Origin of the sequence: Alcanivorax sp., assembly GCF_051117345.1 — a bacterium.
Taxonomy (GTDB): domain Bacteria; phylum Pseudomonadota; class Gammaproteobacteria; order Pseudomonadales; family Alcanivoracaceae; genus Alcanivorax.
The window spans coordinates 19908-27060 of record NZ_JBNPEC010000181.1 but is presented as its reverse complement, the minus strand read 5'-3'; the positions used below and the strand labels follow the sequence as shown (position 1 = coordinate 27060).

The following is a 7153-nucleotide window of genomic DNA, read 5'->3' as shown; positions in this document are numbered from 1 at the left end:
GGCCGTAACAGTACATCGACGTTACCTCCGGGTGTCAGGGCCGTATTGCTGCGCCCGGTGAGTTCACCCAGGCTGGTTCTGACCGTGTTCTCATCCACTACCTCACCACGGAGAAAAGAACCGTAGCCGGCGAACTCTGCCACGAAGCGGTTGGCGGGCGCGTGGTAAATGTTGTACGGCGTGTCCCATTGTTCCAGCTGGCCCTGGTGCATTACGCCCACCCGATCGGCAAGCGCAAAGGCTTCTTCCTGATCGTGGGTAACCAGCAGGGCGGTGACGTTTTCCTGGCGGAGAATGTCGCCCAGCTCGCGGGCCAGTGCCCGGCGCAGGTCCAGGTCCAGGCTGGCAAAGGGCTCATCCAGCAACAGCAAGGCGGGGCGGGGTGCCAGTGCCCGTGCCAGTGCGACCCGCTGTTGCTGGCCGCCGGACAGTTCATGGGGATAACGGTATTCCATGCCAGAAAGACGCACCCGGTCCAGGCATTCGCTGACCCGCAGGCGCTGTTGTTCGCGGGGCTGTTTGCGCAGCCCGAAGGCCACGTTGTCGGCTACGGTCAGGTGGGGGAAAAGGGCGTGTTCCTGGAACACCATACCCAGTCCGCGTTTTTCCGGGGGGAGCTGGCGACTTCGGCTGGACACCTGACGACCCTGGATATGAATACTGCCGCCGGTGACTGGTTCCAGCCCGGCAATGGCACGCAGGGTGGTGGTTTTGCCGCAGCCGCTGGGGCCCAGCAGACAGGCAATTTCACCGGCGGCCAATTCCAGGTTCAGATCCTTTACCACGGCCTGCTGATGGTAGCCACAGGCCAGGTTGTCGAGGGTAAGCAGCGGCGGGTTCATGTGGCTCCTTGAGTTAACGCCAGACACTTGACGCCCGGAATTCAAAACACACAATCCTTTCCGGCGTCCGGCGTCCGGCGTCCGGCGTCCGGCGTCCGGCGTTTTAGTGCTGACCTGTCAGCAGGAACTCCAGCAGGGCCTTCTGGGCATGCAGGCGGTTTTCCGCTTCATCCCACACCACTGAGCGTGGGTCGTCCATCATCTCATGGCTGACTTCCTCGCCGCGGTGGGCTGGCAGGCAGTGCATGAAGAGGGCGTCCGGATCGGCCCGGTCCATCAGTTCCGGGGTGACCTGATAGCCTTCAAAGGCATTGAGACGAGTCTGCTGTTCGTCTTCCTGGCCCATGGAGGCCCACACATCGGTGACTACCAGATGCGCCCCTTTTACCGCCTCGTTCACGTCTGCTTCCAGACGAACCCGTTCCGGGTAACGGTTGAGCAGTTCACCGTCCGGTTCAAAGCTGGTGGGGCTGCTGATCACCAGCTCGAAGTCGAACTGATTGGCGGCGTTGATATAGCTGGCACACATATTGTTGCCGTCGCCGACCCAGACCACTTTCTTGCCCTGGATGCTGCCGCGATGCTCCACAAAGGTCTGCATGTCGGCCAGCAACTGGCAGGGGTGGAAATCATCGGTGAGCGCATTGATCACCGGCACTGCCGAATGCTCGGCAAAGGTTTCCACGGTGGCGTGGTCGAAGGTGCGGATCATGACCGCGTCCACCATGCGTGACAGTACTCGGGCGGAGTCCTCGATGGGCTCACCACGACCAAGCTGGGTGTCCCGGGGCGACAGGAAGATGCTGGAGCCGCCGAAGTGGGTCATCGCCACTTCAAAAGACACCCGGGTGCGGGTGGACGATTTCTCGAAAATCATGCCCAGGGTCTTGCCCTGCAGCGGCGTATGGCTCTGGCCATTGCGCAGCATGGTTTTCAGTTCAATGGCGCGCTGGATCAGGTAGCCCAGCTCGTCCCGGCTCAGATCGGTGAGCGTCAGGAAGTGGCGGGTCATGCGACCTCCTGTTCATTGGCGAAGTCATGAATGACCTGGGAGAGGGTATCTACCAGGTGCTGCATTTCTGTCTGGCTGATCACTAAGGGCGGCAGCAGGCGTACTACTGACGCCGCGGTGACATTGATCAGCAGTCCCGCTTCCCGGGCCCGGTGGACGAGCTCGGTGCAAGGGCGGTCAAGCTGGATGCCCAGCATCAGGCCGCGCTGACGGATTTCTGTAATCATAGGCAGATCGGTAAAAGACCGGGTGAAGGCTTCTTTGAGCCAGGCACCCTTGTCGGCCACGCCATCCACCACGTCATCGGTGAGCGTGTTGACCACGGTCAGGGCGGTGGCACAGCCCAGCGGGTTGCCGCCGTAGGTGCTGCCGTGGTTGCCGGGGCCGAACACGCCGTCGGCCTTGCCGGCCACCAGGCAGGCGCCGATAGGGAAACCGTTGCCCAGGCCCTTGGCGGTGGTCAGCACGTCCGGGGTGACCTTGTCGCCCAGGCAGGCGAAGTAATCGCCGGTCCGACCGTTACCTGACTGGATTTCGTCCAGCATCAGCAGCCAGTCCTGTTCATCACACAAGGCTCGCAGGCCGGGCAGATAATCGCTGGCGGGGATATTGATACCACCTTCGCCCTGTATCGGCTCTACCAGTACGGCGACCACATCCGGGTTGTCCGCCAGCGCGCGTACCGCGTCCAGGTCGTTAAAGGGCACTCGCACAAAGCCGTCGAGCAACGGGCCAAAGCCTTCCTGCACCTTGGCATTGGCGGTGGCGGACAGGGTGGCCATGGTGCGGCCATGGAAACTGCCTTCCATTACCACCACGGTGGGGCGGCTGACACCCTTGCGCTGGCCGAACAGGCGGGCAATCTTGATGGCCGCTTCATTGGCTTCGGCGCCGGAATTGGAGAAGAACGCACTCTGCATGCCGCTCAGTTCGCACAGTCGCTGGGCCAACGCTTCCTGGGTCGGGATCCGATAGAGGTTGGAGGTATGCATAAGCTGCCCGGCCTGATCGGCCAGGGTGCGGGTCACCGCCGGATGGCAGTGGCCCAGGTTGCAGACCCCGATCCCGGAGATGGCATCCATGTACTTTTGGCCGGCTTCATCAAAGAGCCATACCCCTTCACCGCGCACAAACGCCAGCGGTTGCCGTGCATAGGTGGGAATCAGATATTGCGACATAACAGGCAATTAATAGTGAATAATGAATAATTAATAACGAGTAAGGACCACGTTGTGGAGTGCGTCTGCGCCCGTCCCAAACAAAAAACGGCAGCCCAAGGCTGCCGGAACAGACGATAATAGCGCACAAACCCGCGAATAGTTAACAGCTAACAACAAACAATGAATGGCGGTAGGCTGTCTTCGTAGCTGTAGATGCATTGGCATTTAGCGATTAACTCTTCATTATTAACTATTAATTTCCTCTATGAATCCTGTCCAGCTCAGTATTTTCGCCAATCGCCTGTCCGGTGTCTGTGATGAAATGGGGGCGGTGCTGCGCCTGAGCGCCCTGTCTCCCAATATCAAGGATCGCCTGGATTTCTCCTGCGCCATTTTCGATGCACAGGGCAGGCTGTGTGCCCAGGCCGCCCATATTCCGGTGCATCTGGGATCCATGGCCTACGCGATGGCGGATCTGGTCAGTGATCGGGACTGGCAGCCCGGCGACCTGCTGGTGGTCAATGATCCGTATCTGGGTGGCACCCACTTGCCGGATGTGACCGTGGTTGCCCCGGTATTCCGGGCTGCCAGCCTGATCGGCTTTGCCGTGACCCGGGCCCACCACGCCAATATTGGCGCCCACAGCCCAGGCTCCATGCCGGTGTCCACCCGTCTGGAGCAGGAAGGGATTGTTATTGCCCCCAGTTGGTTGAAACGGGCCGGGCAGTGGCAGGTGCCCTTGTGTCGGCAACTGGCCGGGCTGGAGGAGAGTGGGGCGTTGCCGGTGGAGAGCCGGCGTTTCGCCGACTTTGTCGCCCAGGCCAGTGCCTGCGAAGCCGGCGCCCGGCGCCTGGCGGAGCTGGCCGACCAGCAAGCCGATCTGGTTGCCGCCTTTGATGCTCTCAATGCCTATGGTGAAAAGCGCGCCCGGGCCCGTATCGCGGCGCTGCCGGATGGCTGTTACCGGTTTCAGGATTACATGGACGACGATGGTCAGGGCCAGCAAGACATCGTGATTGCCGTCACTCTGACCATCGCCGGGGAGCAGGCCAGCCTGGATTTCTCCGGCACCGCCGACCAGGTGGCCGGCAACATCAACTGCCCGCTGTCGGTGGCGGCGGCCGCAGCCTATTACTGCTTTCGCTGCCTGATGGACGATGATGTGCCCGCGTGCGATGGCCTGTTCCGGCCCATCAGCCTGTCCGCCCCGCCAGGTTCTTTGCTGAATGCCAATCGCCCGGCGGCGGTGGCCGCTGGCAATGTGGAAACCAGCTCGCGGGTGGTGGATGTGGTGCTGGGGGCGCTGGCCCAGGCGGCGCCTGAGGCAATCCCCGCTGCCAGTCAGGGCACCATGAATAATGTGGCCATGGGGGCTGCTGGCGAGGATGGCTGGGACTATTACGAGACCATGGCCGGCGGCACCGGCGCCCATGCCCGTGGAGCGGGGCTGTCGGCGGTGCACAGCCATATGACCAACACCCTTAATACGCCCATCGAAAGCCTGGAATCCCACTATCCACTGCGGGTACACCGTTACCAGGTGCGCCGGGGCAGCGGCGGCGGTGGCCAGTTTGTGGGCGGTGATGGCCTGGTGCGTGAGCTGGAGTTTCTGGGCGATGCCCAAGTGACCCTGCTCACCGAGCGCCGCCGCCATGCACCCTGGGGGCTGGCCGGCGGAGAGAGCGGTGCGGTGGGGGAAAATCGCCACAATGGCAGGTTAGTGCCGCCGAAAACCAGCTTTACTGCCCGCGCCGGTGATCGTTTGCTGGTGGCGTCACCCGGTGGGGGTGGTTATTGCGATACGAAATGTAAATGAGAATGATAGCGGATTGCCATTGATTCTTTTTCATTGTATGTTCCCTGCGCTTACGATCTTTACAATTTTTGCATTTGCGTTGGGAAGGAAAAAAATCATGCATTTACAGCGTCGCTTGCTTTGCTGTGCCATCGCCTCCGCCATGGCCACCGGGGCCGCTCCGGCTTTTGCCGATCAGGCCAATGAACTGAAACCGGTGCAGATCCTGGGGGATCGCGAGAATACCTTTAGCGTTAGTGGCTCCGCCCACGTGCTCTCTAATGAAGACTTGGAAGAAAAAGAAAACACCGATGTGCACCGCATGCTGCGCGATGTGCCCGGCGTTTACTTCCAGGAAGAGGAAGGCTATGGGCTGCGCCCGAATATCGGTATTCGCGGTTCTGGCCGTGACCGTTCTAGCAAGGTCACACTGATGGAAGACGGTGTGCTGATTGCTCCGGCGCCTTACGCTGCACCGGCCGCTTACTATTTCCCCAGTGCTGGTCGTTTCTACGGTGTTGAAGTGCTGAAAGGCCCGGATACCCTGCGTTATGGTCCCTTCACCGTGGGCGGGGCCATTAACTTCCTGTCCACCCCGATTCCTGCCCGTGCCTCTGGCATGGTGAATGTGGAAGGTGGTGAAGACGGCGCCCAACGTGCCCACGCCTACTACGGCGCCACTGAAGGTCAGTTCGGTTTCATGCTGGAAGCCCATCAGCAGCGCACCATGGGTTTCAAGGATATCGATCGCTCCAACCGCGATAGCGGCTTCGACAAGCGGGATTACGTGGCCAAGCTGCGTTGGCAGGCTCCGGAAACCGCGGATATTCAGCAGGCGTTTGAGCTGAAACTGGAGCATTCCAGCGAAGTGTCCGACGAAACCTACCTGGGCCTGACCGACCGGGATTTCGCCCGTGATGCTAACCGACGCTATGGTATGACCGACATCGACCAGATGGACAATGATCGGGATGCGGTGTCTCTGCGTCATACCCTGGTGTTTGACGAAAATACCCAGTTGAACTCTGTGGTATACCGCAACGAGTTCAACCGTAACTGGTACAAGCTGGCCAGCGTCGAGGGTCAGGGAATTGGTGGTTTTGTCGCCGATGCCAACGCCAATGGTGGTGTCAAACAGGCTCAGTTGCGTGGTGCCGATGCGGATGATCTGGTTTTCAAGAACAATAATCGTGAATACGTCTCCGAAGGCGTGCAGACCGAACTGAACCACCGTTTCCAGACCGGCTCCGTGGATAACGATCTGGTTATCGGTGCCCGTTATCATCAGGACGAGGTGGATCGCTACCAGCCCACCGACACCTTTGATCAGCGTAATGGCAGCTTGGTGTACCAGACCTCCACTCTGCCCACCGGCGGCGACAACCGTCTGGAAAATGCCGATGCCATGTCCGCCTGGATCATCGACCACGCCTACATCGGTGATTTCATCGTTACCGGCTCCCTGCGTTACGAGAACGTGGAAAGCAAGAGCAAGCGCTGGGGCGATCCGGCTCGTAACAACGTCAGTGCCCGTACTGAAAATCGTAACGAAGAACTGATGGCGGGTCTGGGTGCTACCTGGTTGCTCAATGACAACTGGTCGGTACTGGCCGGTGTCCATCAGGGCTTTGCGCCTGCAGGTGCTTCTTCCCAGAAAGGCACCGATGCGGAAAAGAGCGTCAACTATGAAACCGGTTTCCGCTACTGGAACGAGAACTTCAGTGCGGATGTGATCGCGTTCTACAGTGATTATGAAAACACCATCCAGAACTGCTCTATCGCTAACCCATGCCCGAATGGTAACGATTCCGGCACCCAGAGCTTCGGTGAATCCGAAGTGCGTGGTCTGGAAGTGGGCCTGAACAGCGTGGTCTGGAAAGGTGACAGCGGTTTGCAGGCACCGGTACGACTGACCTATACCTATACCGATGGCGAAATCACCAAGGATGCGGATGATCTGTCCGTGCTGGATGGCGATGTACTGCCTTACCTGCCTGAGCATCTGGCCAGCTTGACCTTCGGTCTGGAAAAACCGGCAGCCTGGTCTGCGCTGATGTCCGTCAGCCACACCGAGGGTATGTGTATCGACAATAGCTGTGATCGCCCTGGTCAGGTAACGACATTCAAGCGCACCAGCGATTATGTGATCGCGGATGTGGTTGCCACCTACCACGTGAACAGTGATATGGAAGTGTATGCCAAGGTGGATAACGTGTTTGACGATCAGGAAATCGTCTCCCGCGATCCCGCCGGCGCCCGTCCCAACAAGCCGCGTACCGGCTACCTGGGCATGAAAGTGCACTTCTGAGGCATTCGCCTGTCGCAACAAGAGGAAAAGGGGGCT

Annotated in this window: 5 protein-coding genes; 2 read left to right on the top strand and 3 right to left on the bottom strand. The window is 59.8% G+C overall.

Features of this window, described 5'->3' with window-relative positions; all coding sequences use genetic code 11:
• The 3 genes from ACFE0K_RS11645 to ACFE0K_RS11635 form a co-directional block, all read right to left on the bottom strand.
• A partial coding sequence (locus ACFE0K_RS11645; RefSeq protein ID WP_434536222.1) for an ABC transporter ATP-binding protein occupies positions 1-842 on the bottom strand: 842 nt, incomplete at its 3' end.
• Between the two features lie 103 nt (positions 843-945).
• Positions 946-1854, bottom strand: coding sequence for an ornithine carbamoyltransferase (argF, locus tag ACFE0K_RS11640; RefSeq protein WP_335626498.1), 909 nt, complete (start codon positions 1852-1854; stop codon positions 946-948).
• Positions 1851-3032, bottom strand: a complete 1182-nt coding sequence (locus ACFE0K_RS11635; protein WP_434536221.1) for an aspartate aminotransferase family protein — start codon at positions 3030-3032, stop codon at positions 1851-1853. The genes argF and ACFE0K_RS11635 overlap by 4 nt, the downstream gene beginning before the upstream one ends.
• Positions 3033-3279: 247 nt before the next feature.
• Here ACFE0K_RS11635 and ACFE0K_RS11630 point away from each other — a divergent pair, with 247 nt between their 5' ends.
• Complete coding sequence (locus ACFE0K_RS11630; RefSeq protein WP_434536220.1) at positions 3280-4830, top strand: hydantoinase B/oxoprolinase family protein; 1551 nt, start codon at positions 3280-3282, stop codon at positions 4828-4830.
• 97 nt (positions 4831-4927) lie between these two features.
• Positions 4928-7117: a TonB-dependent receptor family protein gene (locus ACFE0K_RS11625; RefSeq protein ID WP_434536219.1), complete on the top strand. Its 2190-nt coding sequence runs from the start codon at positions 4928-4930 to the stop codon at positions 7115-7117.
• Positions 7118-7153: the final 36 nt, after the last annotated feature.

Coding starts and splice junctions, on each gene's coding strand:
- argF (WP_335626498.1), bottom strand. CDS start 1,854: ATGACCCGCCACTTCCTGACGCTCACCGATCTGAGCCGGGACGAGCTG.
- ACFE0K_RS11635 (WP_434536221.1), bottom strand. CDS start 3,032: ATGTCGCAATATCTGATTCCCACCTATGCACGGCAACCGCTGGCGTTT.
- ACFE0K_RS11630 (WP_434536220.1), top strand. CDS start 3,280: ATGAATCCTGTCCAGCTCAGTATTTTCGCCAATCGCCTGTCCGGTGTC.
- ACFE0K_RS11625 (WP_434536219.1), top strand. CDS start 4,928: ATGCATTTACAGCGTCGCTTGCTTTGCTGTGCCATCGCCTCCGCCATG.